The following is a 25,045-nucleotide window of genomic DNA, read 5'->3' as shown; positions in this document are numbered from 1 at the left end:
GGAGGATACCGACACATGCGCATTCTCGTGGTCGAGGACGATCCGGTTCTGGCCGATGGGCTCAAGGTGGGGCTCGGCCTCGCCGGCATGACGGTGGACTGCGTCGGGACATGCGCCGATGCGCGCGCCGCGTTGTCCACCTCTGTCTTCGATACGGTCGTGCTCGACCTGATGCTGCCGGATGGCTCCGGCCTCGATCTGCTGCGCGAGATGCGCGGATCGGGCAACCAGACCCCCGTTCTGCTGCTCACGGCGATGGACGAGACATCCGACCGCATCCGCGGCCTCGACACCGGGGCGGACGATTATCTCGGCAAGCCATTCGACCTCGACGAGCTCGGTGCCCGCGTCCGAGCCATCGCCCGGCGTGGCTCGGGGCGGGCGTCGCCTTGCCTTGCCGCCGCAGGCATCATGCTGGACCCGTCGAATCTGTCGGTCGCCCTGCACGGCGTGCCTCTCTCACTGTCCCGGCGCGAGTTTTCGGTGCTGGCGGCCTTGCTGGAGCGGCCCGGCACGGTGCGCTCCAAGGCCGAGATCGAGGATCGGCTCTATGGTTGGCAGGAGGAGATCGAGAGCAATGCGGTCGAAGTCCATATCCACCACCTGCGGGCCAAGATCGGCCGTGACGTGATCGAGACGGTTCGCGGCCTCGGCTACCGGATCAGGGTGCCGTCATGACCTCCTTGCGCGGGCGCCTCTTCGCGATCCTGCTGAGCGCGACCGGGATGATCTGGCTGTCGGCCGTCCTGTGGATCTACGCTGGGACGCGCGGGGAGCTGGAGCACGTCCTCGATACCCGTCTGCAGGAGGCGGCGCGGATGGTGAATTCGCTCGTTGCCAACGCCGACATGACATCCCCCGCTGCCGTCCTTCCGAGCCTGCCCGCAGAAGGGGCGGGCTATGAGCGCCAGCTTTCGTGCCAGATCTGGTCGCTGGATGGCCGCCTGATGGCTCGGTCGAGCGGTGCGCCCGATAGCCGCCTGACGGAAGCGGCGGCGGGCTTTTCCGACCGCGTCGTCGATGGCGAGACCTGGCGCATCTACACCATCGCCAATGCCGCCACGGGCGCGCGGGTTATGGTCGGAGACCGGCTCGGCCTGCGCGACCGCCTCGTCTCCGATCTGATCAAAGGGCTGCTGGCGCCAGCCCTTTTGATCGCACCGCTGCTCGCCCTGCTGATCTGGATCAGCCTAGGGCGAGGCCTGCGGCCGCTGCGGACGATGGCCCGCGACGTCGGCGGGCGTGACGCCGACGATATGAGCCCGATCGATCCCGTGCGCGCACCAGCGGAGGTCAAGCCGCTGACGCAGGCACTGAACGGTCTGTTCGCCAAGGTCGAGGCGGCCCGGCGGCACGAACGGGAGGTCACGGCCTTCGCGGCGCATGAGCTGCGGACACCGCTTGCAGGGCTCAAGATGCAGGCCCAGATCGCGATGAGCGCCGCCGCTCCGGAGGTCAGACAGGGGGCGCTGCAGCAGATCGTGCTCTCCGTCGACAGGACCACGCGCCTCGTGCGCCAGCTGCTGGCGCTCGCGAAGCTCGACGCGAATGCCGAGCCGCAGGCTCGCGAGCCCGTCATCATCGGTGACGTCTTCGACGAGATCACGGCCACGGCCCCCGCTCCCGAAGCCGGCATTTCGGTCACGATCGAACCCGCGCTCAGGGAGCTGACCGTGGTCGTCAGCCGCGAACTGCTGACGCTCGCCCTTCGCAACCTCCACGACAACGCTGTGCGGCACATGCCCTCAGGCGGCATGGTGACCTGGCGCAAGGCTGCGGCCGGGAACGGGATCGTGGTCGAAGACGAGGGTATGGGCATTCCAGAGGATGAAATCCCCCTCGTCACGCAGCGCTTCTTCCGCGGCCGCAACAAGAGCGCGATCGGAACCGGACTTGGGTTGGCGATCGCCGATGCTGCCGTGCGGCGCATGGGCGGACAACTCCGTCTCGCCAACCGCGGCGACCATGGCGGCCTGGAAGCAACGCTCCAGATGGCACCCGATTCCCGCAGTTGACTTGCTGCGTAGCCAATGTTCGCTGCTTGATCCGGCCGCATTGGACCTGTCGAGCGGTTCAGCCGTAGAAAGTAGAGAAGACGAACAAGATGATCCCGTTTTTGCCTGAGGCAGACGTAGTGACACACGCCGCGCAGCCGGCCTCGGCTAAACGATCGAACGCCTTTCTGACTTCCGCCCAACGCCTACCACACGGCTGAGGCGGAGAGGCTGACGCGGTCGCGACCGATCTATTGGCGCGCCGCGACGCCTCCATGCTTGCCATTTTTGGAACTGGCCACCAGGCCCGCTACGAAGTCGCGGCGCTCGCCCGTATCCGGATGGATCTAACCGGCGAGGTGTTGGGCAGGATACTGATGCCGATATCACCGTGTTCGATAGCTCCGGGTTGGCCATTCAAGACCTACTCATCGCTCCCGAAATCTAACGTCCACTCGGCGACGGCAGAGGATACCCCTTGCAGGACGGTCGTCCTCAGATTCGGCGCCTATCCCTCGCGAACGTCAGCTTCTGGGTAAGCTCCCAATGTCCGCAACTGGCGCATCTCACCCGGAAGAGCGACCTGCGTTTGTGGCCCTAAGCGGACTCTGAAGGTGTCTGCTTTCGGGCTGTCTCATTAGCGAAGCTAATGTGCGTGCGACGAGCCCTTGCTGCCTTTGTCGGCGGGCCGACAGCGAAGAGGAAGGCCGAGTAAAAAGTTTGCCTTATTTCGAAGGGCGACGCTGGCGGGGTTCAGCTCGACACATTACTTCCACACTGCAGATCATAATCGCGCATGCGTAATCGAGGATGGTCGTCAGAAGGTTCGTTCGAAGAAAAGCTGCGCCGAACTTTGCCGGCCCGAGAGGCTCGCCGCGCGTGCATTCCCGGCGATGTCGAGCTTCTGCCAAGCGATGGAACCTTCGAGGCCGATGCGCAGTCCATCGACCGGCGCCCAGACCAGGTTCGCCGCGACCCGGTCGATCTGAATCAAGCCGGCCAACCCGGAAGAGGTCGGAATCGAAAGCCGATACCGGCTGACATAGGTGTTGGTCGACCATTCATCCGTCCATTCACGCCCGATAGCGACTACGCCGGACCAGCCGCGCGTTGTCAGGTCTCCGGTCAGGGCCGAAAAGGCCGTGCGCTGGTCAAGCCTGGAACCGATATAGGGGGCCGCGTCCACGGCTCCGGCGATCTGGGCCGTCAGCGTCAACGGCCGGTCCAGCAGCGTCTTCTCCCAGGTCGCGCCGAGGATCGCAGCCCGGCCGACGCGGCCGGAACCACCGCCCGGTACGTCACGCACCGCGATGGCTCCGTGCAACGTCAAACCGTCCTGCTCGTAGAGCAAACGCGCGACACCGTCGGGCACGCGATTGCCCCGGTTTGGCAGCACCGTGCGCCGGTCGGCGGAGGTGTCTTCGACCGACAGCGACAGGCTAAGCTGTTCGGTCAGCTGTCGCTCGTAGCCGATCAGCGCAACGGTGCGGCTCGGAATCCGACCGATGAAGGCGAAGTCGTCGCCGGTCCAGAAATCAAAGCGCGAGCCCGCCAACCCGAAGGCGAACGCGCCGAAAGTAACGCTGGCCTCGCTCATCGTGAGCTCGCTGCCACCGTCGCTGGACGTGTCGATCGAGAACTCGAAGGCGCTCGCCAGATAGTGTCCATCGGAAAGCGTTTGCCCGGTTTCGATGCGGAAGGAGGCGCTCAGCGGGAAACTGATGGCCCCCTGCGGCACCAGACCGGTCGCCCGGGCCAGCGCGTTCGCCTTGTAGCTGTCGCGCTGGAGCCCCGCATTCACCGTGCCGGAGACGGCTACGCAGGCGCCTAACCCCGGCGATACGAAGCCGTGGGGGCTTTCGTCATCCTCATCATCGTCTTCGTCATCGCTTACCGCAGCAGGCTTCGAGGCGGCAGGAAATGAAAAAACCGGACTCGGTTCAGGAGGAGTGATCGTGCAGCTGCGCAGGAACAGGGGAGGCTTGCTGGCCGCGAGCGCATGTGGGCTTGCGAATACGGGAATACAGATAGCGGCAAGCGCCGTTGCCGCATGCATTCTGGTCGCGATCGACAGAGCGCCGCGCCGAACTGGCGGAACGCGCTTCTCGTCAGGCAGAATGCGTTTAGGAACGAACATCGACTCCTCGTTTGATCGTCGCGTTTGAGCGCCACGAATGCCGCGAAATCCCCAACCTGTTTCGAGACCCCTCATCCAATGATCTCGCTTCTTGTGAGCAAGGGAGCTGCGTAATGCTGACGGTTCCGCCATCAGGCGTACCAACGCTCCGGCTTTGCAAGTCGGCGCTTACGCGGCGCGTTAGCGGCTTGGTGGAGCGCGCATGTTTCCGGCGGCCCCGCGAAATTTCTGGCTGGGTCTGCAAATTCGAGCGTCTTCGTCCGGTAGCTGTCGAGCATCCGCATTCTGGAGTGTAACAGTTACGGCCGCCAAACTGCTTCCGACTCTGCGGAGTTCGTTCGAAGATATTGCCTGCCGCGACATGCGGGCAAGGTCGATCGGGCCGACACTTCAGTGGATGAAAGCATGAAACGAGGTACGAAACCTGTCGCCTTGGCGCTTCTCGCGGTCGCTGCCACGGCCATCGGGCAGCCGAGCCTGGCGGTCGAGCGTCTGCAAGGCGCGTGGGCAACGAGTGCGGCGAGCTGCGACCAGGTCTTCGCCAAACGCAACGGGCAACTCGTCTTCAAGCACTCAGCCGAAGGTTGGTCGGGATTTATTGCGACCGGCAAGCATATTCGCGGTGCGAACGCCACCTGCGATGTGATCTCCTCGAAGCAGAAGGGGGACGTGTTGACCGTTCTGCTCGGCTGCAAGACTGCAGTTATCTTCGAGACGTCGAGCGTGTCCGTCCGCTTCAAGCCCGACGGCGATGTCCTGCGCTTCGACCCGGAGTTTCCGGAGGTCGAGACCAGCTATCACCGGTGCGACAAATAACAGCCACCCGCCAGCACAGAGCCTGGCTCTGCTTTTTCCTCGTTGATGAGATGGATCAGGACAGAAGGAGATGGATGATGTCGTTCTTGAGTGCGAACGCGGCCCGTTCCCTTCGGGCAGCGTCGATCGTCGGCCTTGTATCGAAGGCCATGGCCGTGACGTTGTTGCCGATCTCGCTCGTTTCGTTTGACGCACAGGCATTCACGCCGATCGGATCGAGATTGGGGAATGTCGCGCCCGAGTTCGTCGAGCCGACCCAATACCGCCGGGGTTTTGCTGAACGGGGCGTCGCCGTCGGGCCGAGAGGCGGCGTAGTCGCCCGGCGCGGCTATGTCGCTCGCGGGCCGCGCGGTGCTGTGGCCGGCAGGGGTTATGTCGCGCGCGGGCCACGAGGGAATGTCGTTGCGGGTCGTGGGGCCGTTGTCCGCCCCGGCTATCGGCCTGTGCCTGCTCCGGTTCGTCCCTGGGTTCGCCCAGCCGGCTATTGGTGGCATCCGGGCCTGGCGGTCGTGTCGGGGGCGGCAATCGGCTTCGCAACGGCCGCGGCGGCCCGAGCCTATGTCAGTTCGCAACCGCCGGCACCCGGCTATTGCTGGTTCTACACAAATCCGCAGCGAACGCAGGGCTTCTGGGACGTCTGCCCACCCTGAGAAGACTGGTCATTGCGAGAGAAACCAGGCGGGCCTGCAATAGGCCGATTCAAGACGGAGGTATTCATGCCAAGGCATATCAGCCTGATCGTCGCGCTTTCGATCGCTGCGGGCGTCGCGGCTTGCGCCCCGTATCCCGAGATCGCCAGCGAAACCGTCATCGTCGCCGGGGTCGGCCCGGTCGAGATCGAACGCCTGAATGTCCGGGTGGTGTCGATCGACCGGAGCGATCGCTCGGTCGTCGTCGAGCAGCAGGGCAACACCTGGCGCGTCGACGTCCCGCCGGCGTTCGGCAATCTCGAACGGCTTCGCGAGGGCGACAGGGTCGAGATCCGACGGATCGAGGGCGCGCTCTTGGATATCGGACGCAGCAGGCGCGGGGCCAGGCCGGGGATCGCCTACACGGAAGCGGCCGGCGAACCGCAATTCCAGAACCTGCCGGACAGGTTCGTCGTGCGGACGATCACGCTGACCGCGCGGTTCGAAAGGTTCGACGCGGCCACGAGCGTCGTGAGCTATGTCGGCCCGTTCGGCGCGCGTTCGCTCAAGGTCGCCGATCCCGCGCTCAAGGCCGATCTGCTGCGTCTGCGGAGGGGCGACATGGTCGATCTGACCCTCGCCGAGGCATTCTACATCATCCTGAACTAGACGTTCGTCCCCAGCGCCTCGACGGTGGCTTTCCTCTCGTCTTGGTTCGAGGGGGAGGCCGGCGCCGTGGATTACCACGCTGGGCGAGGCTGACGATGCCGGCGGGGTGATGCCGCAGCCTGCGTTGCCCGGGGCGTTTTCAGCCGGAACGCTATTGCGGACGTGTGTACTGATTTATCAGCGCTTGACGACCGTCGGAGACGGAGCAGCGGGGGCTGGAACATGTCCCAATGGGAAGGCGAGACTGATCAGGGCGATCGTTCCCTGGGGCCGATTCTCAACGCTGACCTCGCGTAGCACCTTGAGATGTGCGGCGACCGGAGTGCCCGCGACGCTGAAATTATAGCCGATCGAGCCGCCGACTGCGGTGACACGGCCCTTGTAGGAGCCGAGCGAGGCCCCGCCGCCGCCATCGCCGCTGACCTGCTGGTAATGCGAGGCGATCACGCCGATCGAGAATTCCTTGCTGAGATACTGCGTGATCGCGAGGTCGGCATGCACGGCATTGCCGCTGCGGTAGTCGGTGTCTTTATTCTTGCCGTTGATCTCGAAACCCACGGCAGCGGAGATGTCGAGGCCGATTTTGGGGTCGAGCCAGGTCCCTGCCGCGAAAACGTCGCCGATCCAGCGATTGAACGCCAGATTGGAGAGCTCGCCCTCCTGGTAGGCGCCGGCCGGAATGCTCAGCGAGCCGCCGACCTGCCAGTGGAAATTGCCGGCATGCCAGCCGATAAAGCTGGAGACGATGGGATCGCCGAGATTGAAGGTGGCATCGCGGCTGCTGAGCCCGAAGGAGCGGCCAAGACGGGGCGCCGCAATCACGGCACCAGCGCTGATCCGCGGCGTGCCGAATGGGATGGAGACGGCAAAAGCGAGGTTGCCGCCGAATATCTGGAAAGGAGTGACCCAGGTCGGGGTCATGAAATTGGCCCGCGCCTCGACTTTAACATTGGCTAGTACGGCGCCGCCGAACTGCGTCTGGGTTCCTGCCGAAAGCCGTCCAGAATAAGAATAGAAGTCATTCTCGAAATAGAAGCCGGGTGGCGGCAGCATGCCGGCTCCGGGGCCGTGCAATCCCGGGAGAAACAGGCTTGCGCCGCCTTCCGTCGCTGCAAGTTGGCTATGGGTCAGGCTGCCACACAGGGCGACCGTGGCCCCAAGAAGCGCGGTCCTGAATCGCTTCATGATCTGCGCCCTCCCGTCACGAGAACGGACGGTCCGATGATTCAGCGCGTAGCGTCAAGTTGAGGAGGTAAATAATCGGACTGGGCGTAACAGCCGGCATTGCAACTGTATCGACTGCATCCGGGGCAGGATTACGGGCGTATAGGCTCTGGATGCGTTCAGCGCTTCGACGGATGTCTCATATGGAACAGGCGCAAAAACGCGGGCTTGCCCGCCTGATGCTCCGCTGGCCGGATCGGCGCGCCGCGCTGCGTGAGAAATACGGCCAAGACATCCGCCTGGCGGAACTGTGCGAAGCCTACGAGGCCGCCTGGGAGGCCGCGGCCTATTGGGCAAAATCACCTTCGGTGGTTGGCCGGGAACGCGCGGAGGAATACAACGCGCTCGCTTCCGCGACAGAACAAGATATTCTGGAGAGGATTTCCTAACGGTGTCGCTCTTGGCCATGCCGTGGCGAGGGTCTGTGCTTGCCAAGCTCGCTATAGTTGCGTCACTGTTACAACGATTGATGAGAGATAGTTTTTCGATCCAGGCTTTGGAGGCGGAGCAATGGACGGAAAGGTGTTGACCGAGGGTGAGGAGCCCTCGCCTGGAGAAGTACTTTCGGCTCTCGAAGCATTGGTAGCCAGCGGTTCGTTCAGAATCTCGGAAAGAAATAGGCGCTTCCTGAGCTTCGTCGTGAATCAGACGATCGGTGGGCGTTCCGACCGGATCAAAGCCTACTCGATCGGCGTCGACGTCTTCGGTCGGGATGACAGCTTTGACCCGACCGTCGATCCCATCGTTCGCATCGAGGCGACGCGCCTGCGTTCGGCGCTGAACGCCTATTATGATGGTGCGGGAAGCGGCGATCGCATCAGGATCACGATACCGCGCGGCAGTTATGTGCCGACATTCGGCTGGGCAGCCGGATTGCCCGGACGAGATGGGCGCGATTGCCTCCTTGAAGGCATGGTCGCCGAGATTGTGGACGGGACGCTAGCGGCGGTGGTGATCCATGATCACTCGGATCAGGCGGACCCCGAAGTTGCTTTGCGTGGTGAGCTTTTCACCGATGCCCTGCTTCCCCTGTTGCGAAAGGCCCGCTTCAAGACGCTCGTCGTTCCATCGGTAGAGCGCAGCGCGGCGACCGGCTCGATCAACGCACTTTTCGCTCATCCCGGCGAGACCTATTCCCTCGACATCGCCGTGCGTCCGCTGGCCGAGCGGCGCCGCTATTCCTGGCGTTTCAGCGATCTGCGCAACGGCGAGGTGCTGGCTTCCGACTTCCGGGATTTTGTCGCGAAGGCGACGCCCTGCTTCGAGCTGATCGACGATCTTGCTGAGACCGCGGCGCAATCCATCTCGGCCGTGATCGCCTCCCATTGAGTTCCGGACGGGCGCTGTCGATACAGTTACGGCCTTAAGCGCGCGATACCTCCATGCGACTTTCCGGCGTCGCGCACCCAGGCTTGCGCTCTCGCAGAGACGCAATCCCCGGCGACGGATCCGCAACCGGGAGTGTTTCATGGGACGCCATAAATTCCTTGCCGCGGTCGGCCTTGTGGTCGGATTGGGCCTGTCGGCGCTGCCGGCGCAAGCGCAACCCGCTCCAAGCCCGCCAAGTTCGGCCAGACCGAACATCCTCGTCATCTTCGGCGACGATATCGGCCAATCCAACATCAGCGCCTATTCGCACGGCCTGGTCGGCTACAAGACGCCGAATATCGACCGCATCGCCAAGGAAGGCATGATGTTCACCGATTACTATGCGGAGAACAGCTGCACGGCCGGGCGCTCGACCTTCATCACGGGGCAGGTCTGCCTGCGCACGGGTCTCTGCAAGGTCGGCATCCCCGGAGCGACAGTCGGCCTGCAGGATCGCGACGTGACGATTGCGGAGGCCTTGAAGCCGCTCGGCTATGCCACCGGGCAGTTCGGCAAGAACCATCTCGGCGACCGCGACGAATACTTGCCGACGCGGCATGGCTTCGACGAGTTCTTCGGCAATCTCTACCACCTCAATGCCGAAGAGGAGCCGGAAGGCCCCTACTATCCCAAGAACGACACGAATTTCGTCAAGTCGGGCTCGCCGCGCGGCGTGCTCAAATCCTCCGCCGACGGCAAGATCGAGGATACCGGCCCGCTCACCCGCAAGCGCATGGAAACGGTCGACGACGAGACCACGGCCGGCGCGATCGACTTCATGCAGCGTCAGGTGAAAGCCAACAAGCCGTTCTTCACCTGGATGAACACCACGCGCATGCATGTGTTCACCCATATCCGCGAAGCCAACAAGGGTATCAGCGGCATGCCCGGGAACGACTACGCCGACGGCATGGTCGAACACGATCGCGATGTCGGCAAGCTGCTAAAGGCGCTCGACGATCTCGGGATCGCCAACAATACCATCGTCGTCTACGCCACCGATAACGGCCCTAACCAGTGGTCCTGGCCGGATGCCGCGACGACGCAGTTCCGCTCCGAGAAGGACACGAACTGGGAAGGTGCCTTCCGTGTGCCGGCGTTGATCCGCTGGCCCGGCAAGATCAAGGCGGGCGAAATCTCGAACGAGATGGTCTCCGGCCTGGACTGGTTCCCGACCCTTGTCGCTGCCGCGGGCGACGGCGAGATCAAGGACAAGCTGCAGAAGGGCACGAGCCTCGGCAGCAAGCAGGCCAAGGTCCATCTCGACGGCTACAACCAGCTGCCCTACCTCACCGGTCAGCAGCCGAAATCGGCCCGCAACGAGTTCTTCTACTTCAACGACGACGGCAATCTCGTCGCCTATCGTTACGATAACTGGAAGGTCGTGTTCTGCGAACAGCGCAAGCCCGGCGGTTTCGAGGTCTGGGCCAATCCCTTCACCTGCCTGCGCGCCCCGAAGGTCTTCAATCTGCGCATGGATCCGATGGAACGGGCCGACGTCGTCTCCGACCAGTATTACGACTGGCTCGCCCGGAACGCCTATCTGATCCAGTACGGCGTCTACAAGGTCGCTCCCTTCCTGGGCACCTTCAAGGACTACCCGCCGAGCCAGCGGCCGGCGAGCTTCAGCGTCGACCAGATGGTGGACGCCCTGATGAAGAACCTCGATCAGGCCGCCGCCCGGACCTCGAAATAGGGGTTCTCGCCACGGGCCGTTCGATCGAGCGGCCCGTAGGCTTTCGACGGAAGAGCGCCAGGCGAGGGAGGAGACTTCGATGCGGGCCATTCATTCTGGTGCGTTGCTTGGCGCCGTCGCGCTTTTGATCGGCATGCCGGCCCTGGCTCAGGGACCCGCCTTGCAGGCTTCGCCCGGCTGGGGCCGCGCCATGCCGCCCGGCCCCGATACGCGCGTGAAGATCACCGAGGCATATGCGCGTCTCGTCGGTCGCGACGCCTATTTCTGGACCTGGCCGATGGTCAATATCTTCAACCGTCGCCTGCATTTCGCCCAGGTAAAGGAGACCGCTCGCTCCGGTCCGTTGATGCAGGCTCCGCTCAATCGACTCGCCATGCTGACGGACTATGTCGAACCGGAGGAGCGCTCCATCGCCTGCCCGAACCAGGATGTCGTCTACGGGATCGGTTCGCTCGCGCTCGACATCTCCCCGGTCGTCATCCAGGTACCCGATTTCGGGGATCGCTTCTGGGTCTATCAGACCGTCGATCTGCGTACCGACAGCTTCGTCCAGCTCGGCAAGATGTATGGCACGTTGCCGGGTTTCTATCTGCTGGTAGGGCCCAACTGGAACGGGGATGTCCCGCCCGGGATCACCAAGGTGTTTCGATCCCCGAGCAATACCGGGCTGATGGCCCCCCGAATCTTCCAGGACGACACGCCCGAGGACAAGCGGGCGATCCAGTCCGTCCTGCCGGGCATCATGATGTACCCGCTCGCCGAGTTCGACGGGACGGTGAAGACGATGAACTGGACGAAGCTGCCGGTCGTGCCGCCTCCGCCTCCGAGCGAAACAGAGACCCGCTGGGTGTTTCCGGAGAAATTCGTCGACGAATTGCCCCTCGTCCTGGCCGACGCACCGCCGCTTCCGGGAGAGGAAGCTCGCTATGCACAGGTGCTCGCCGTGCTCACCGCAGCGAAGACCGATCCCAAGCTGAAGCGGGCGATGACCGAAGGTGCCGCCGAGGCCGATGAGAGGTTGGTGACGCCGCTCTTCCAGTTTCGCAATTACGGCCAGCAGCTCCCGCATAACTGGTCGACGATTTCGAACGAGTCCGCTTTCGGCACCGATTATTTTACCCGAACGGCAGTGGCGAAGTCGAACATCATGGTGAACTCGCCGAACGAGACCAAGTATTTCTACCAGGACCTCGACAATGCGGGTGGCCGCCTCAATGCCGCGAGCCGCTATACCGTCACCTTCCCGAAGGGGGGCACTCCGCCGGTGAACGGGTTCTGGTCCCTGTCGATCTACAACGAGCACCACTTCTTCGTCGCCAACCCGATCAACCGCTTCTCGGTCGGCACGAAGAACAAGGACCTGAAGCTCAACACTGACGGATCGTTGACCATCTACGTTCAGTCCGAAGCTCCCAGCGATCCCGCACAGCGCGCCAACTGGCTCCCGGCCCCGAAAGGCGACTTCTCGCTTTACGTCCGCGCCTATTGGCCGAAGGCGGAGGTGATGCAGGGAGCATGGACCCCGCCCCCGGTGCTGAAAGCGAACTGAGGAGGCCGCGATAGCCATGCTGCGCCGAACCGTCCTTGCTCTGCTTGCCGCCGGTCTATCGAGCTTGGGCGCGCCGGCCTTCGCCCAGACCGATCCCCTCCCGTCCTGGAACGACGGCAAGGCCAAGCAGGCCATTCTCGATTTCGTCGGGAAGGTCTCGCAGGAGGGCGGCCCGGACTTCGTACCGTCCGAAAGGCGCATCGCCACCTTCGACAATGACGGCACGCTCTGGGCCGAGCAGCCGGTCTATTTCCAGCTTCAGTTCGCGCTCGACGAAATCAGGCGGCTGGCCGCCGAGAAGCCCGAGCTCAAGGGCAAGGAGCCTTACCGCTCGGTTCTCGCCCGTGACCTCAAGGCACTTTCCGCCGACCATGGCAAAGGCCTGCTGCAGGCCATGATGACGACCCATACCGGCATGACGACCGACGCTTTCGCCAATATCGTCGGCAATTGGTTGGACGTGGCGCGGCATCCGACGAAGCAGCGGCGCTATGACGAGATGGTCTACCAGCCGCAAGTCGAATTGCTGCGCTTTCTTCGCAGCCAAGGCTTCAAGACCTTCATCGTCTCGGGAGGCGGCGTCGAGTTCATGCGCGTCTTCGCCGAGAAGACCTATGGCATCCCGCCGGAGCAGGTCGTGGGCTCATCGGGCGTCGTCACCTATCGTCTCGATGCCCGCGGCAGGCCGGAGCTGTTCAAGCAGGCGAAGGCCGAGTTCGTTGATGATGGTCCGGGCAAGCCGGTCGGCATCAACCGCTTCATCGGCCGCCGCCCGATCCTCGCTTTCGGTAATTCCGACGGCGACCTGCAGATGCTCCAGTATACGGCTGCGGGCAGCGGGCCACGATTGGCGCTGATCATCCACCACACCGATTCCGAGCGCGAATGGGCCTATGATCGCAGCTCGCCGATCGGCAAGCTCGACAAGGCGCTGGACGAGGGCCGGGCCAAGGGCTGGACCATCGTCGACATGAAAGCCGACTGGAAGACGGTCTTCCCCGGCAAGCCGTGACCATGGCAGCATAGGGACGATCGAGGGAGCGCAACCATAATGAACGCCGCGATCGCAGAGGCGCGTTTGCTTACGGACGGCATGGTCCGCATCCAAGGCGGCACTTTCCGCATGGGCTCCGACCGGCACTATGCCGAGGAGGCGCCGAGCCATCGCGCCAACGTCGACGGCTTCTGGATCGACGCGACGCCGGTGACCAACAGCCAGTTCCGCAGCTTCGTCGAAGCGACCGGCCATGTCACCTTCGCCGAGCTCGCCCCCGATCCCAGGGATTATCCCGGCGCCTTGCCCCACATGCTGCGGGCGGGGTCGCTGATGTTCGACCCGCCGAGGCATCCGGTCGCCCTGCACGACTGGGCGCAGTGGTGGACGTTCAGGTTCGGTGCGACCTGGCGCAAGCCCTATGGCGCCGGCTCCTCGATCAAGGGCCTGGACGATCATCCCGTCGTCCACGTCGCCTATCGCGATGCCGAGGCCTATGCCGCGTGGGCCGGCAAGGCGCTGCCGACCGAAGCCGAATGGGAATTCGCGGCCTGGGGCGGGCGCGAGGACAGCGAGTTCGCCTGGGGCGACGAGTTCATGCCGGATGGCCGCCACATGGCCAATACCTGGCAGGGCAGCTTCCCGCACGAGAATACCAGGGAGGACGGCTGGGCGCGCACCTCGCCGGTCCGGGCCTTTCCGCCCAACGGCTACGGGCTCCACGATATGATCGGCAATGTCTGGGAATGGACCGCCGATTTCTGGTCCGTGCGCCATCAGGCCGATGCGCCGAAAGCCTGCTGCGTGCCGCAGAATCCCCGTGGCGGCCCGGAAGCCGAAAGCTACGATCCGCGTCAGCCGGCGATCCGCATTGCCCGCAAGGTCCTGAAGGGCGGCTCGCATCTCTGCGCCCCGAGCTATTGCCGGCGCTATCGCCCGGCGGCGCGCCATGCCGAACCGGTCGACACCTCGACCAGCCATGTCGGCTTCCGCTGCGTCCTGCGCGAGCGCGGCTGACGACCTCCCGGTGCGACCGTAACCGTAACAGGGCTGACTTCGCCGGGCCTGCCGCCCAAATCTCCGGATCGACGCCGATGTCGGCGTTTTCGGGAATGGGACGATGGATGGAGCCGGACCGAGCGCACGCGATGCCGTCCGGGAACTCCAGAACCGGATCAACCAGGATATCATCGGCCAGGAAAAGGTGGTCGAGCGCATCGTCATCGCGCTGCTCGCCGACGGCAACGTCCTGCTGGAAGGCTTGCCCGGCCTCGCCAAGACCCGGGCGATCAAGAGCCTGTCGAAGAATCTCGAAGCCGATTTCAGCCGCATCCAGTTCACGCCGGACCTGCTGCCCTCCGACGTGACCGGCGGCGAGATCCTACGCCCCGACGGCCAGTTCGAATTCCGCAAGGGCCCCGTCTTCGGCAACCTCATCTTGGCCGACGAGATCAACCGCGCCCCGCCCAAGGTCCAGTCGGCCCTGCTCGAGGCGATGGAGGAGCGGCACGTCACCGTCGCCGGCAAGCGCTATGACCTGCCGCCGCTCTTCATGGTCCTGGCGACCCAGAACCCGATCGAGCAGGAAGGCACCTATCCGCTCCCGGAAGCGCAGATGGACCGCTTCCTGATGCATATCCGGATCGATTATCCATCCGACGCCGACGAAGTGAAGGTGATGCGGCTGGTCCGCTCCGAGAACGCGGCCGCCTCCGGCAGTCCGGCGCCAGCTCCTGCGAAGATCCCGCAGGAGGCCGTTCTGCGGGCCAGGGCGGAAATCGACCGGGTCGCGACGAAGGATGTCGTCGAGACCTACATGGTCGCGCTCATCGCCGCGACGCGGCGGCCGGCCGAATTCGGCGAGCATCTCAAAAGCTGGATCGCGGTCGGCGCGAGCCCGCGCGGCTCGCTCGCGCTCGACCGCTGCTCGCGGACCCATGCCTGGCTGCAGGGACGCGATTACGTCACGCCCGAGGACGTCCAGTCGGTCGTGCATGATTGCCTCAGGCATCGCGTCTCGCTTGCCTATGAGGCCGGTGCCGACGGCGTGAATGCGGATGCGGTGCTGGACGAGGTGGTGAAGCAGGTCGCCGTCGCGATCTAGGAGCCGGGCATGGCACTGATGCGGGAACGGTCAGGAGTGGGGACGAAGCCAGCGGCATCCGCACGCGCCTTCGTCACCCTCGACGAACTGCTGCGCCTCAAGCACCGCGCCCATGGCTTCAGCTTCCAGCCCCGCCAGCCGGTGCACAGCCTGCTCGCCGGCCGCCATGCTTCGCGCCTGCGCGGGCGCGGGCTGAATTTCGAGGAGTTGCGGCACTATTTCGAGGGCGACGATACCCGCACCATCGACTGGCTCGCGACGGCGCGGCTCGGCAGCCCACATGTCCGGGTCTATTCGGAGGAGCGCGACCGGCCAGTGCTGCTGCTCGTCGACCAACGCAGCACGATGTTCTTCGGCAGCCGCCGGATGATGAAATCGGTCGCCGCCGCGGAGGTCGCGGCGCTTGCAGCCTGGCGCGTGACCTCGCTGGGAGATCGTGTCGGCGCCGTCGTCTTCAGTGATGACGGCATCGTCACCGTCCGCCCGCAGACCCGCGACCACGGCGTGGTCCGCGTCCTCGCGGAGATCGCCCGCCAGAACGCTGCTCTGACACCGCCCTCGCCGAGCGGGCGCGGAGCCGCGCGGCTGAACGAAGCGCTCGCCGCCGCGGCCCGGATGGTCGCACATGACGGATTGATCTGCCTGATCTCCGACGCCGCCGGCGAGGATGACGACACCCATCGTCTGGTGACTCGCCTGTGTGCCCATAACGACGTTCTGGCCGTCTTCATCCATGATCCGCTTGAGCAGGACCTGCCGGATATCGGGCCCGCGATTTTCAGCTCCGGATCCGCGCAGCTCGAGGTCGATGCATCATCTGCCACTCTGCGGTCCCGGTTCAGCGAAGAGCGCGTGCAATGGCGTGCACGACTCGCGGCGCTGTCGCGCAATCGAGCCATTCCGGTCCTGCCGATCTCGACCGAACGCGACGTCGCCACGCAATTGCGCGCGCTGATCGGCCGGCGCCAGGCTCAGAGATTGAGCCGCCTCGGCGGGAGAGCGCCATGAGCAGCGACCCCGGCGATCTCGCCAACATGGCCGACCTGGCCTTGCCGGAGCCGATATCGTTCTGGCCTCCCGCAGCCGGTGTCTGGATCGTCGGCGTGACGGTTGGGGCAATGCTGGCCGTCGTGGCGTGGCGGGCGCTTCGGCGCTACCGGGCCGATGCCTATCTCCGAGGCGCTGAAGCCGAGATCGATGCATTGGCCGGAGGTGGAGCCGAGACGGCGGAAGCGGTCTCGGCTGTCCTGAAGCGCGCGGCGATCGTCGCATACGGTCGGGAAGAGGTGGCGTCGCTGACCGGGCCAGGCTGGGCGGCGTTCATCAGGCAGACCACCCCGGCCGGCATCCAGACGGCCGATCTGGGTGAGGGCCTGACGGACATGTTCGTTCCCGGTGGGCGCGCGCCGGGGGCGAGCGCGCTTGTCGCACAGGCCAAGGACTGGCTCCGCAGTCAGCGCGGGCGAGCGGCGAAGGAAGCGTGACGATGCTGAGCTTCGCCTATCCCTGGATCGCGCTGCTTATCCCGCTGCCGTTGCTTGTCTGGTTCGGGTTGCCTGCGCATGCCGAACGGCGCACCGGTCTGACTGTGCCGTTCTTCGACAGGCTGGTCCGGCTCAGCGGGCGGCAGCCCTTCTCAGGCGGCGTGGTCGCGAGGCGCAAGCCCGCCAGCCTCGTTGTGCTGGTGATGGTCTGGCTGCTCGTCATGGCGGCGCTTGCCCGGCCGCAATGGATCGAACCGCCCTTGCATCGCGACTTGCCGACGCGCGACCTGCTGCTGCTAGTCGACCTCTCGGGATCGATGGATACGCGCGATTTCGTCGATGCATCCGGGGCGACCGTTGATCGCCTCACGGCGGTGAAGCAGGTGTTCGACGATTTCCTGTCACGCCGCAAGGGCGACCGTGTCGGCGTCGTCGTCTTCGGCGACGCGCCTTTCGCGCTCGTGCCGTTCACCACCGATCTCGATCTGTGCCGCGCCATGCTGCGTGATACGGCCGTCGGCATGGCCGGGCCGCGCACGGCTTTCGGCGACGCGATCGGCCTCGGCATCGGGCTGTTCGCCCGGAGCACGGTCAAGGCGAAGACCATCATCGCGCTGACAGATGGCAACGACACGCTGAGCAAGGTGCCGCCAGTCGAGGCCGCCCGCGTTGCGAAGGACAAGGGCATCGTCATTCACACGGTGGCGGTCGGCGACCCGCAGGCGGCCGGCGAGGACAAGCTCGACGAGGCCGCGCTGAAGGAGGTCGCGACGACGACGGGCGGCGGCTTCTTCCGCGCGCTGGATCGGGCCGGGCTCGCGCAGATCTATCAGCGTCTCGACGCGATCGAAACGCGCCGAATCGACAGCGTCAGCTTTCGTCCGCGGCGCGATGTGTACTGGGTGCCGCTCGCCGCAGCGCTCACGCTGGTTTTGCTCGCGCAGGCAGTCGGCACCCTGCGCCGGCATATGCGCCGCCTTCCTGCCCAGCCGGCTATGGTTACGGAGGCCGGGCCATGATGAACGCACTCGCCGCCCTCCATGTCGAACGCCCGCTTTGGCTGTTGGCGCTTGTGCCGGCAGCCGCCCTCTGGCTTTTGGCGCGCCGCGGCTCCGATCCCGCACAGCAATGGCGCAGCGTCATCGATCCGGCACTGCTTCCCTATCTCCTGACCGGGGGCGACCAGCGCGTACGCATCCCCCCCGCCGACTGGCTGTTCGCCGCAATGGCGCTGGCAGCCGCCGCGATCGCCGGACCGGCCTGGCAGCGCGAGCCTTCGCCTTTTGCCGAGGCCAAGCCTACCGTCGCGATCGTGCTCAGGGTCACGCCGTCCATGCTGACCGAGGATCTTGCTCCGACGCGGCTCGACCGCGCCCGGCAGAAGCTGGCCGATATCCTGGCGGCCCGGGAGGGCGCCTCGACGGCATTGATCGCCTATGCCGGCTCGGCGCATCTTGTCCTGCCGCCGACGCCGGACAGCGCCGTCATCCTCGACCTCGCCAAGGCGCTCTCCCCCGAGATCATGCCGAAGCAGGGTGACGATCTTGCCGGCGCGCTCGCTCTGGCGAGACGCGCGCTTGCCGGCATCGGTCAGGGCGGGGCGATCCTCCTCCTCGCCGATGAGACCCTACCGGGCAGCGTGGAATCACAGCCGGCTGGTTCGCCGCCGGTGACGATCCTGGCCCTGCGCGATGCCGAGTCGGCCGGGCTCGCCGAGGTGGCAAAGACCTTGGGCGGCATGGTGGTCCCAACCACGCCCGACCAGTCTGACGTCGCGGCCATCGTCCGCCGTCTCGACCGTGGCGACAATGCTTCCGGCATCGCTGGCGAGGGGGATCACTGGAGCGAGGCTGGCTACTGGCTGGTCCCGATCCTCGGGCTTCTGGCGCTGCCCTGGTTCCGGCGCGGCTGGGGGGCGGCATGATCCGCTCGCACCGTCTTACGCCCTATGCGGCCCTCGCTTTTCTCGCGACTCTGGCTTTGCTGGCGGCCGGATGCTGGCTGGGCTTTCGCGATCTGTGGCTGAGCCCGGACCAACGCGGCCGCCTGCTTCTGCAACGGGGCCAGACGGTGGAGGCCGCGCAGGCGTTTCGCGACCCGCTCTGGCGTGGGGTCGCCCTGTTCAGGGCCGGAGATTTCAAAGGCGCGGCCCAAGCCTTCGCGGCGCGCGATACGGCGGCGGCAGCCTTCGACCAGGGCAATGCGCTGGTGATGCTCGGCCAGTACGACGACGCGTTGAAGCGCTTCGACCGGTCGCTCGTGCTGCGACCGGGCTGGCCGGAAGCGCTGCGCAACCGCGAGATCGCCCGCATCCGCGCCGAGCGCCGCAAGACGGAGGGGGGCGAGACCGGGCAAACCGACTCTCGGCCGGATCAGGTCGTTTTCGACAAGACCAAGCCCGGCGGCGAGGACACGACGGTCCAGGCGGCGACCCCGATGTCGGACGAGGCGGTGCGCGCGCTCTGGCTGAAACGCGTGCAGACCCGCCCGGCGGATTTTCTGCGGGCCAAGTTCGCCTATCAGCTCGGTACGCAGCCGGGAGCAGCGCCGTGAGAGCTCTTCTCCTGCTTCTGTTGCTCGCTGTCCCGATGATCGCGCTCGCGCAGACGCCTGCCGAGCCGGCGATCATCCGCACGACGCTCGATCCCGCGAGCGGGATCGTCATCGGCCAGCCGGTTCGGCTCACCGTCGCGGTGCTGTTCCCCGGCGAGATGCAGCACCCGCCGGTCGTCCGCGTGCCGGAAGCGGCCGGCGTCCAAATCCTGAGATTCGAGACGCAGGCGATCACCATCCGTGACCGGATCGATGGCCGGGACTATGTCGGCCAGAGCTTCGAATTCGTCGTCTTCCCGCGGCGCGGCGGCGAAATTGCGATACCGGCGCCGGCCGTCACGCTGCTGACGCGGGACGGCGACCCCACGGGTTCGATGACCGGCACGAGGACGCATTTCACCGCCAGCGTGCCTCCCGGTATCGACCCGTCCGGCCCGGTACTTGTCGCCGATAGCGTGAGCGCGAGCGAGAGCTGGTCGCCGGAGCCTCGGGAGCGTTCGTTCCGCGCCGGAGATGCGGTGGTCAGGTCGATCCGGCGTCAGGCGACGGGCGTGCCGGCGCTCGGCATGGCCGAGTTCCGCCTCGAGGCGCCGGACGGTGTGCGGGTCTATGTCGATCCGCCGGTGATCGAGGATCGCAGCAACCGCGGCAGCGTGGACGGGCTTCGCACCGACAAGGTCACCTACGTCTTCGAGCAGCCGGGGACTTTCGCGCTGCCGGCCCTGTCGCAGCCCTGGTGGAGTCTCGCCGACAAGAGGGCGAGGACCGAAACGCTGCCGGGGCTGACGGTCACGGTTGCGGCCGCAGCGCAACCCTTCCGCTCCGGCAGACCTGCCATATGGCCGTGGGCGCTTGGAGGATTGGCTCTGATCCTGATCGCGCTGCTCTCGCTGGCGTTGCTGCGCGAGCGCCTCCACGCGGTTTGGCGGCAGGCCGTCATCGGGCTTGGTGGCTCGGAATGGTTCGCACGCCGGCGGTTGCGGAGAGCCGCGAGGAGCGGAGAACCCGGCGCAAGCTATCGTGCCTTCGCGATCTGGCATGGCCGCCTGTCCTCGGCTGACCGGGAGGCCTTGTGCAGAGACCCGCGCGTGGCCCCACGCCTGGCGGAACTCGAGCGCGCGGTATTCGGCGGCGGGGGCTGGAACAGGCGAAGCGGGCGGGAGCTGGCGCGTGCTGTTTCGGCGTGGCGGCACGCCCCTCGGTCTCATCGAAGCGCGGGTGGTCCATTGCCCCCGCTCAACCCAGCGACGTGAAACCGCCTATCGCAGCGTGCCAGGGCAAGCGGTACCTGCTGCTCACTCTCGTAACCGTTACAGTCTTAAACGCGGCAACGGCGCGTGCGAGCTTTCCTCGTCACGCAGACAGAGAAGACGCAAACCGCTCTTCGGCAGATGCGGTCGCGTGACGCCGATCGTGGGAGCCCATGATGAGAGCGGTCTTCGCTGCCATTTTCGCCTTGCTCTTCGCGACCGCGCAGGCGCAGCAGCCAACGCCCGGCGATCTCGAACGCCGGCTGGTTGAACGGCGCGCAGTCGAGGCCGTCATCTGGGGCATGCCGGCGGTCAATTACGATCTGATGCTGCAGGAGATGCTGACCAAAACACCGGGCAAGGTGCATCAGGTCATCTATTGGGGCCGTCCGCTTGATTCGAAGAATCAGACACTGACGCCGAATCCCGACGCGCTCTACTTCATGGCTTTCTTCAATACGAAGGACGGGCCGATCGTACTCGACTTGCCGCCCGGCGACGCGAAAGGCTCGTTCAACGGAAATATCGTCACGATCTGGCAAATGCCCCTCGAAGATGCCGGGTTGCTCGGCGCCGACAAGGGCAAGGGTGGCAAGTATCTCGTCCTCCCGCCGGGCTACAAGGGCAAGCCGCCGCGCGGCTACATCCCACTGCAATCCGACACATTCGGCGGCTACATGCTGCTTCGCTCGAACCTGAAGAGTCACGGTGAGGCCGACGTCGCCAGTTCGGTTGCCTATGGCAAGCGGATGAAGATTTACCCGCTGTCGCAAGCGGCACATCCGCCCGCGACAGTGTTCAACGACGTCAAGGACATCGGCTTCGATTCGACGATCCGCTACGATGCGAGCTTCTTCGCGCATCTCGACCGGATCGTGCAGACGGAGCCCTGGCTGCCGCGCGACCGGGCGATGATCGACCAGCTCAAGTCGCTGGGCATCGAGAAGGGCAAGCCTTACCGACCGGACGAGGCGCGAACGACGGCGCTGACTGCCGGCGTGCAAGAGGCACGAGATTGGCTCGAACGGGCATACGATGCCGGGCTGCCGCCTTTCTTCTCGCCGACGAGCCGCTGGACCTTCCCGGCGCCTCCCGAACTGATCAAGTCCACGCAAAGCGGCTACAGCGACACCGATGCCTATCCGACCGACCTGCGCGGCCTCGCCTATAGCTACGCCTATATCGGCATCAAGCGGCTCGGCGCTGGCCAATTCTACATGATCTCGATCCGTGACAAGGATGGCGACGCCTTCGACGGCGCCAGGACCTATCGCCTGACCGTGCCGCCCAAGGCACCGGTCGAACAATACTGGTCGGTGACGGCCTATGACCGGCAGACACATGCGTTGATCCGGGGAATGCCGCGCGCCAGTCGCTCCTCGCAAATCCCTGAGATGCAGAGCAGAAGAACGCCGATGGTTCGCTCGAGGTCTATTTCGGGCCGAATCCGCCGGCCGGCAAAGAGACGAATTGGGTGCCCACCGATCCGGCGCGCAAGTTCGAGCTGATGTTCCGCGCCTACGCGCCGACCAAGGCGCTATTCGACAAGAGCTGGGTACTGCCTGACGTCGAGAAGGTCGCAACCCCCTGAATCGAGAGGAGATCGGCCATGAAGGTCAGTCTGATATCCCAGGTCGTGCTGTCGCTCGCTATGGCGAGCGTTGCCTTCGCCCAGCAAAGCGCCGCGCCAGGCAGCGCCGTTCCGGTCACGGTCGATAACTTTCCGCGGGCGGAATCCGACCTCTACATGAGCAGGACCGTTCAGGACGGCGGCCTCGGCAAATTTATTCATCGGAGAATGCCGGCGGAGATCGAGAACCAGACCGTTATCCGCCTGAATCGCGACACGCTCTATTCTTCGGCTGTCGTCGACCTCGATGCCGGCCCGGTGACGATCACCCTGCCCGATGCCGGCAAGCGCTTCATGTCGCTGCAGGTCATCAACGAAGACCACTATGTGCCGCTCGTCTCCTACAAGCCCGGCCCGGTGACGCTGACGCGCGCCAAGGTCGGCACCCGCTACGCGATGGTCGGCGTGCGCACGCTGGTTGATCCCAACGATCCGAAGGATCTCCAGCAGGTCCATGCGTTGCAGGACGCGCTCAAGCTCGGGCAGAAGGGCTCCGGCACGTTCGAGATACCGAAATGGGACGAGGCCAGCCAGAAGAAGGTTCGCGATGCCCTCCTGGTGCTGGCCTCCACCATAGGCGGCTTCAAGAACGGCTTCGGCCAGAAAGGGCAGGTCGATCCGATCCGCCACCTGATCGTGACCGCCGCCGGCTGGGGCGGCAACCCCGACAAGGACGCGACCTATCTGAGCTTCACGCCCGCGAAGAATGACGGCACGACCGTCTACAGGCTCAAGGTCGGGTCCGTGCCGGTCGACGCCTTCTGGTCGGTCAGCGTCTACAATGCCGAGGGCTACTACGAGAAGAACGCCTACAACGCCTATTCGCTGAACAACATCACCGCGAAGAAGAGCGCGGACGGCGCCGTCGACATCCAGTTCGGCGGCTGCGACGGCAAAATCCCGAATTGCCTGCCGGTGATGAAGGGCTGGAACTACACGGTCCGGCTTTACCGGCCGCGCGCAGAGGTTCTGAACGGGCGCTGGAAATTTCCAGAGCCGCAATCCGTGCAGTGAGCCTCTGGCATGTCCGGCCTCGACATCTTCGCCTGGATCGTCCTCGTGGTGCTCGTCGCCAGTACGGTCTTCGTCGCCGTCTTCATGGCGATGTGGCCGGGCATGGTCGCCAGGCGCCGCAACCATCCCTGGGCTGAAGCTGTCGCCATCGGCGGCTGGGTGACGCTCTTCCTCGGCTTCGTGCTCTGGCCGGTGGTGCTGATCTGGGCCTATGTCGACGTGCCGGCAAAACCGGGCCGTGGCAATGGCGATGCGGAGACGGCGCGATGATCGTTGTCCTGCTCAACACCTATCTGGCGCTGCTTTTCATCCTGGTGAAGCTCAAGGTCGTGCCCTTCAACCTGTTCTGGAAGGTTTCGCCGGTCCTTGTTCTCCTCGTCCTGCTGATCGGGCTGTTCATCCCGATGAACTGGGGCGCGCCGCAGGGACCGGTGCTGGTCGTGCGCAATTCGGTCGCGATCGTGCCGGACGTTGCAGGCGAGGTAGTCGACGTGCCGGTCACAGCCAATACGCCGCTCAAGACCGGCGACGTGCTCTTCCGGATCGATCCGGTGCCGTTCCAGGCTCAGGTGGATGCCTTGGCTGCGCAACTCAAGTTTCAGGAGACGCGCCTTGCCGAGATGACCCAGCTCCAGTCGCGCGGCACGGGCCGGGCGTTCGATGTTGAGCAGCGCGAGGCCGAGGTAGAGCAGCTCAAGGCCCAGCTCGCCGGCGCGAAGTGGAATCTGGACAAGACGACGGTGCGCGCACCGGCCGACGGCTATGTCACCAATCTCGCCCTGCGCAAGGGCGCGCGGGTGACCAGCCTGCCGCTGGCGCCGGTGATGGCCTTCATCGATACCGCCGACACCCTCCTCGGCGTCGAGATCAACCAGATCGACGCGCGCTATGTCGCGGCAGGCCAGCCGGTCGAGCTCACCTTCAAATGGGCGCCGGGAACGGTGCAGACGGGCAAGGTCGAGAGCGTGCTCCAGGCCGTCGCGACAGGCCAGGTCCAGACCTCCGGCATCGCAGTGGCGCCGAAATCCGTCCAGGCAGCGCCCTTCGTTGTCCGCGTGAAGCTCGACGACGAAGCCTTCGCCCGCATGCTGCCAGCCGGCAGCGCCGGCGATGCCGCGATCTTCACCGACCGGGTCAAGGCAGCCCATGTCATCCGGAAGGTCCTGCTGCGCCAGATCGCCATCACGAACTACGTCAACCCATTCTAGCTCATCGTAACCGACATTCGCGTCATGGAAGGGAAGACAACATGGGGTTTCTCAGAGCGACCTTGACCTTCCTCGCGGCTGCCTTCCTGTCGGCTTCCGCCGCATCAGCGCAGCAGCGAAATCTCGGTCCGGAAACAGGTAAGGTTTCCATCCGTCAGTTGCAGGTCGCTTTCATCGGTTCGGGTGCAATCGGAGGCGGCACTCTCACTTATCGAGGGCGATCCTACGGGATCACAGTGGGCGGTCTGGGCATTGGCGGCATCGGTGCTTCGCGCTTGACCGCGACGGGGAGCGTCTATGGCCTGACCCGCCGGGAGGATTTCACGGGCGCTTACGTCCAGATTCGTGAGGGCTGGGCTATTGGCGATCATGGGCGGGGTCGTCTCTGGCTTCGCAACCCCAGCGGCGTAATCCTCAGATTGGCGGCGCGCAGGCAGGGCTTGCAGCTCTCGCTCGGCGCGGACGGTGTTCTTATCGGCTGGAAATAGCGTCCGTCTGATTCAAATCAATCGCGCCGCAACGCGTCCGATGCTCGTCAGGTCTCTTGCAATCGCGCCGTCTTGTTGTCCGCAATCCAAGGACCTTGAGAGAGAGTTGGGAGCGTGGCGGATTTATCCCCAGGCCTGCTTCTCGGTCACTAGCCAATGTCTGCTGTTGGCGCGGAGCTGAACGGCGACATGCTTCGATTTTGAATGGAACTTCCTCGAATTGGAACGGCCGACGCAG

At 65.0% G+C, this 25,045-nt stretch carries 23 protein-coding genes and 1 pseudogene; 22 read left to right on the top strand and 2 right to left on the bottom strand.

Going from position 1 to position 25,045, the window contains the following annotated elements:
- Nucleotides 1-15 precede the first annotated feature (15 nt).
- Complete coding sequence (locus BLQ70_RS20985) at nt 16-678, top strand: response regulator (RefSeq protein WP_091860962.1); 663 nt, start codon at nt 16-18, stop codon at nt 676-678.
- Nucleotides 675-2,015: an ATP-binding protein gene (locus BLQ70_RS20980; RefSeq protein WP_091860959.1), complete on the top strand. Its 1,341-nt coding sequence runs from the start codon at nt 675-677 to the stop codon at nt 2,013-2,015. The genes BLQ70_RS20985 and BLQ70_RS20980 overlap by 4 nt, the downstream gene beginning before the upstream one ends.
- Before the next feature lie 796 nt (nt 2,016-2,811).
- Here BLQ70_RS20980 and BLQ70_RS20970 read toward each other — a convergent pair.
- The gene (locus BLQ70_RS20970; protein ID WP_170843490.1) at nt 2,812-4,206 is read right to left on the bottom strand and encodes a porin; all 1,395 of its coding nucleotides are present in this window, start codon (nt 4,204-4,206) and stop codon (nt 2,812-2,814) included.
- Between the two features lie 330 nt (nt 4,207-4,536).
- Here BLQ70_RS20970 and BLQ70_RS20965 point away from each other — a divergent pair, with 330 nt between their 5' ends.
- Both BLQ70_RS20965 and BLQ70_RS20960 read left to right on the top strand, forming a co-directional pair.
- Entirely contained in the window at nt 4,537-4,947 is a 411-nt protein-coding gene (locus BLQ70_RS20965) for a hypothetical protein (protein WP_139163611.1), read from the top strand.
- A 716-nt stretch (nt 4,948-5,663) separates the two neighbouring features.
- The gene (locus BLQ70_RS20960) at nt 5,664-6,245 is read left to right on the top strand and encodes a hypothetical protein (RefSeq protein WP_091860946.1); all 582 of its coding nucleotides are present in this window, start codon (nt 5,664-5,666) and stop codon (nt 6,243-6,245) included.
- A 177-nt stretch (nt 6,246-6,422) separates the two neighbouring features.
- On the opposite strand, the gene BLQ70_RS20955 is transcribed toward BLQ70_RS20960, so the two are convergent.
- Nucleotides 6,423-7,430 (bottom strand): SphA family protein, encoded by a 1,008-nt coding sequence (locus tag BLQ70_RS20955; protein ID WP_091860943.1) that lies wholly within the window; start codon nt 7,428-7,430, stop codon nt 6,423-6,425.
- Between the two features lie 182 nt (nt 7,431-7,612).
- On the opposite strand from BLQ70_RS20955, the gene BLQ70_RS20950 reads away from it, so the two are divergent.
- The 18 genes and pseudogenes from BLQ70_RS20950 to BLQ70_RS20865 all read left to right on the top strand — a co-directional run bounded on the left by BLQ70_RS20950 (nt 7,613) and on the right by BLQ70_RS20865 (nt 24,807).
- Nucleotides 7,613-7,858, top strand: a complete 246-nt coding sequence (locus BLQ70_RS20950; RefSeq protein WP_091860940.1) for a hypothetical protein — start codon at nt 7,613-7,615, stop codon at nt 7,856-7,858.
- Between the two features lie 136 nt (nt 7,859-7,994).
- Nucleotides 7,995-8,798, top strand: a complete 804-nt coding sequence (locus BLQ70_RS20945) for a hypothetical protein (protein WP_139163610.1) — start codon at nt 7,995-7,997, stop codon at nt 8,796-8,798.
- 139 nt (nt 8,799-8,937) lie between these two features.
- Entirely contained in the window at nt 8,938-10,533 is a 1,596-nt protein-coding gene (locus tag BLQ70_RS20940; protein WP_091860937.1) for an arylsulfatase, read from the top strand.
- A 79-nt stretch (nt 10,534-10,612) separates the two neighbouring features.
- On the top strand, nt 10,613-12,082 hold the full coding sequence (locus BLQ70_RS20935; protein WP_091860934.1) for a DUF1254 domain-containing protein: 1,470 nt from the start codon (nt 10,613-10,615) through the stop codon (nt 12,080-12,082).
- A 16-nt stretch (nt 12,083-12,098) separates the two neighbouring features.
- Complete coding sequence (locus BLQ70_RS20930) at nt 12,099-13,094, top strand: HAD family hydrolase (RefSeq protein WP_091860931.1); 996 nt, start codon at nt 12,099-12,101, stop codon at nt 13,092-13,094.
- Between the two features lie 39 nt (nt 13,095-13,133).
- The gene (locus BLQ70_RS20925) at nt 13,134-14,093 is read left to right on the top strand and encodes a formylglycine-generating enzyme family protein (RefSeq protein ID WP_091860928.1); all 960 of its coding nucleotides are present in this window, start codon (nt 13,134-13,136) and stop codon (nt 14,091-14,093) included.
- A 103-nt stretch (nt 14,094-14,196) separates the two neighbouring features.
- Nucleotides 14,197-15,180, top strand: coding sequence for an AAA family ATPase (locus BLQ70_RS20920; protein WP_091860925.1), 984 nt, complete (start codon nt 14,197-14,199; stop codon nt 15,178-15,180).
- 9 nt (nt 15,181-15,189) lie between these two features.
- The gene (locus tag BLQ70_RS20915; protein WP_091860922.1) at nt 15,190-16,188 is read left to right on the top strand and encodes a DUF58 domain-containing protein; all 999 of its coding nucleotides are present in this window, start codon (nt 15,190-15,192) and stop codon (nt 16,186-16,188) included.
- Entirely contained in the window at nt 16,185-16,664 is a 480-nt protein-coding gene (locus tag BLQ70_RS20910) for a DUF4381 domain-containing protein (RefSeq protein ID WP_091860919.1), read from the top strand. Before BLQ70_RS20915 ends, BLQ70_RS20910 begins: the two co-directional genes overlap by 4 nt.
- 2 nt (nt 16,665-16,666) lie before the next feature.
- The gene (locus tag BLQ70_RS20905; protein WP_091860916.1) at nt 16,667-17,683 is read left to right on the top strand and encodes a VWA domain-containing protein; all 1,017 of its coding nucleotides are present in this window, start codon (nt 16,667-16,669) and stop codon (nt 17,681-17,683) included.
- Nucleotides 17,680-18,588 (top strand): vWA domain-containing protein, encoded by a 909-nt coding sequence (locus BLQ70_RS20900; protein ID WP_244512111.1) that lies wholly within the window; start codon nt 17,680-17,682, stop codon nt 18,586-18,588. The genes BLQ70_RS20905 and BLQ70_RS20900 overlap by 4 nt, the downstream gene beginning before the upstream one ends.
- Nucleotides 18,585-19,217 (top strand): hypothetical protein, encoded by a 633-nt coding sequence (locus BLQ70_RS20895; RefSeq protein WP_210184334.1) that lies wholly within the window; start codon nt 18,585-18,587, stop codon nt 19,215-19,217. The genes BLQ70_RS20900 and BLQ70_RS20895 overlap by 4 nt, the downstream gene beginning before the upstream one ends.
- Entirely contained in the window at nt 19,214-20,470 is a 1,257-nt protein-coding gene (locus BLQ70_RS20890) for a BatD family protein (RefSeq protein WP_139163609.1), read from the top strand. Before BLQ70_RS20895 ends, BLQ70_RS20890 begins: the two co-directional genes overlap by 4 nt.
- A 173-nt stretch (nt 20,471-20,643) precedes the next feature.
- Nucleotides 20,644-22,058, top strand: a pseudogene (locus BLQ70_RS20885) (DUF1254 domain-containing protein).
- Nucleotides 22,059-22,076: 18 nt separating this feature from the next.
- Nucleotides 22,077-23,111 (top strand): DUF1254 domain-containing protein, encoded by a 1,035-nt coding sequence (locus tag BLQ70_RS20880; RefSeq protein ID WP_091860910.1) that lies wholly within the window; start codon nt 22,077-22,079, stop codon nt 23,109-23,111.
- A gap of 9 nt (nt 23,112-23,120) precedes the next feature.
- Nucleotides 23,121-23,381 carry a DUF3302 domain-containing protein gene (locus BLQ70_RS20875; protein ID WP_091860907.1) on the top strand — a complete coding sequence of 87 codons (261 nt, stop codon included), beginning with the start codon at nt 23,121-23,123 and terminating at the stop codon, nt 23,379-23,381.
- Entirely contained in the window at nt 23,378-24,319 is a 942-nt protein-coding gene (locus BLQ70_RS20870) for an HlyD family secretion protein (RefSeq protein WP_091860904.1), read from the top strand. Before BLQ70_RS20875 ends, BLQ70_RS20870 begins: the two co-directional genes overlap by 4 nt.
- Nucleotides 24,320-24,360: 41 nt before the next feature.
- Nucleotides 24,361-24,807, top strand: a complete 447-nt coding sequence (locus BLQ70_RS20865) for a hypothetical protein (protein ID WP_091860901.1) — start codon at nt 24,361-24,363, stop codon at nt 24,805-24,807.
- Nucleotides 24,808-25,045: the final 238 nt, after the last annotated feature.

The organism is Allobosea robiniae (assembly GCF_900102525.1).
In the GTDB taxonomy this organism is placed as follows: Bacteria; Pseudomonadota; Alphaproteobacteria; order Rhizobiales; family Beijerinckiaceae; genus Allobosea; species Allobosea robiniae.
This window is presented reverse-complemented; position numbering and strand designations above follow the sequence as displayed.